Raw genomic sequence first — 2397 nt, forward strand, 5'->3', positions numbered from 1 at the left:
CTTCGGGGCGGGGTGCCCGCGGCGGCCGCGGTTCGCGCGTACGGCCGTCGCGCGGACCGCGCTCGCCGCTGCGCTCGCCGCGGCGCGGACGGCCGCCCTTCTTGTCGTCGTGGCGCGACTCCACCCGGTCGCCGAACGCGGCGCTGTCGGCGGCGGCGTTGGCGGCGAACTCGGGATCGACCTCGCGCGCCTTCGGCATCACCAGCAGTTCCGGCTCCATCGTCGCCACCGGGATGGTCTGGCCGATGTAGCTCTCGATGTCGGGCAGGCTCATCGCGTAGAGGTCGCAGGCGAAGCTGATCGCGTCGCCCTCGGCGCCCAGGCGCGCGGTGCGGCCGATGCGGTGGACGTAGTCCTCGGCATCCTGCGGCAGGTCGTAGTTGAAGACGTGGCTGACCGCGGGGATGTGCAGGCCGCGCGCGGCCACGTCGGTGGCGACCAGGATGTCGAGCTGGCCGTCCTGGAAACGCTGCAGCAGCTTCTGGCGCTTGAGCTGGGGCACGTCGCCGGAGATCGCGCCGACGCGGCAGCCATGCCGCTTCACGCGCTCGGTGACGCGCTCGGCGGCGGCCTTGGTGTTGACGAAGATGATGCTGCGCTTGGGCTGGTGCCGGTCGATCAGGTTGAGCAGCAGCGGCAGCTTCTCCTCCTTGGCGGGGAAGTAGACGAGCTGGCGCACCTTGTCGGCGGTGACGTTGTCGCTTTCCACCACCAGCTTCTCGGCCTCGTGCATGTGCTCGTAGGCCAGTTCCAGCACGCGGTGGCTCAGCGTGGCGGAGAACAGCAGCACCTGGCGCTGCTCGCGCGCCGGCAGGCGGCGGAAGATGAAGCGCACGTCCTTGATGAAGCCGAGGTCGAACATGCGGTCCGCCTCGTCGATCACCATCACCTCGACGCCGTTGAAGCCGAACACCTGCTGCTTGTAGTAGTCCAGCAGGCGGCCGGGCGTGGCGATGATGATGTCGCAGCCGTCGTGCAGCTGCTGGCGCTGCTTGTCGTAATCCACGCCGCCGTAGATCAGGGCGGTCTTGAGGCCGGTGTGGCGGCCGATGTTGCGGGCGTCCTTGTCGATCTGGATGGCCAGCTCGCGGGTGGGCGCGATCACCAGCGCGCGCGGGTCGCTGTCCTTGCGCTCGGCCACGGCGGGCGTGGTGAGCAGGCGGTTCATCAGCGCGACCAGGAAGGCGCAGGTCTTGCCGGTGCCGGTCTGCGCCTGGCCGGCGACGTCGCGGCCGAAAAGGGCGACCGGCAGGGTCAGCTCCTGGATCGGCGTGCAGCGGGTGAAGCCGGCTTCGGCCAGGCCTTGCTGCAGCAGCGGATGGAGTTCGAAGTTGGTGAAGAAGGTATCGGTGAGTACGGTTTGGGACATGGAATGAAGGAAAGCCGGTGGGATGCGGGCACGGGCGCCATGGCCGGCCCGGCTCCGCCGCCGCGGCGGCAGGGAGCAGGTGGATGAGCGGCGCGGCACGGGGCGCACGGCGGCGGGCTAGGCCGCCAGCCTGTGCTCCGGGGCCGTGCAGGGCGCCGAAACGGTTGCGGCGCAACCGGCAGCCCCGCTGGCATAGGCGAAACGGCTCGCACGAACCGCCTCGCCTATGTCAACGGAACCGTCCGTTGCAGCCCTTGAATCGCTTGAATCGCGCCCCGAGTTACGTTGCAATGAGGCCCCGGGCCGCAATGGCCAAGCCCCTCTTTCCCGGTTCGACCCGCGCATCATGGGCGCCCCAGTGTAGCTGATGCTGGCCGCGCGGTCGTCAAACCTTCCTTCCACCCGTCTTTCGGAGACCCCGGTGAACGACCTGATTACCCATGTGAGCGACGACGCCTTCGAGCAGGAAGTGCTGAAGTCCGACACCCCCGTGCTGCTGGACTTCTGGGCCGAATGGTGCGGCCCGTGCAAGGCCATCGCGCCGATCCTGGACGAGCTGGCCGGCCAGTACCAGGGCAAGCTGCGCGTCGTGAAGCTCAACATCGACCACAACCAGAAGACCCCCCGCACCTATGGCGTGCGCGGCATCCCCACCCTGATGGTGTTCAAGAACGGCAAGGTCGAGGCCACCCAGATCGGCGCCGTCAGCAAGGGCCAGCTGGCCCAGATGATCGACAAGGCGATCTGAGCCTTCGCCGCCCCGACACCCGCCGCGCGCTTTACGGCCATGCGCGGCGGGTGCTAGATTCCTCCGCGTCCGTCGGGATCCCCCTGGTCCCCCTGCGCCCCCTCTGGCGCGACGCACACCCTTCCCTCCTGTAACTCAACGGCGCCCCGCGAGGATTGCCCGTGTCCGATACCGATAACACCACCCCGAACGACGCCGGCGGCGCCGAGAGCTCGCCCGAGTCGCGTCCGCGCGCCCCGCGCCGCCAGGCCCGCGCCCCCAAGCCGGCAGCCGCCGAGAC

The 2397-nt window shown here is 69.5% G+C and carries 2 protein-coding genes; one reads left to right on the top strand and one right to left on the bottom strand.

Features of this window, described 5'->3' with window-relative positions; translation table 11 throughout:
* Positions 1 to 1369: DEAD/DEAH box helicase (locus PCA_RS14270; RefSeq protein ID WP_255436884.1), on the bottom strand; the 1369-nt coding region annotated here is incomplete at its 3' end.
* A 367-nt stretch (positions 1370 to 1736) separates the two neighbouring features.
* On the opposite strand from PCA_RS14270, the gene trxA reads away from it, so the two are divergent.
* Entirely contained in the window at positions 1737 to 2117 is a 381-nt protein-coding gene (gene trxA / locus PCA_RS14275; protein WP_219918843.1) for a thioredoxin TrxA, read from the top strand.
* Positions 2118 to 2397 lie beyond the last annotated feature (280 nt).

This window comes from Rhodanobacter sp. PCA2 (genome assembly GCF_013620825.1).
Classification (GTDB): Bacteria; Pseudomonadota; Gammaproteobacteria; order Xanthomonadales; family Rhodanobacteraceae; genus Rhodanobacter_A.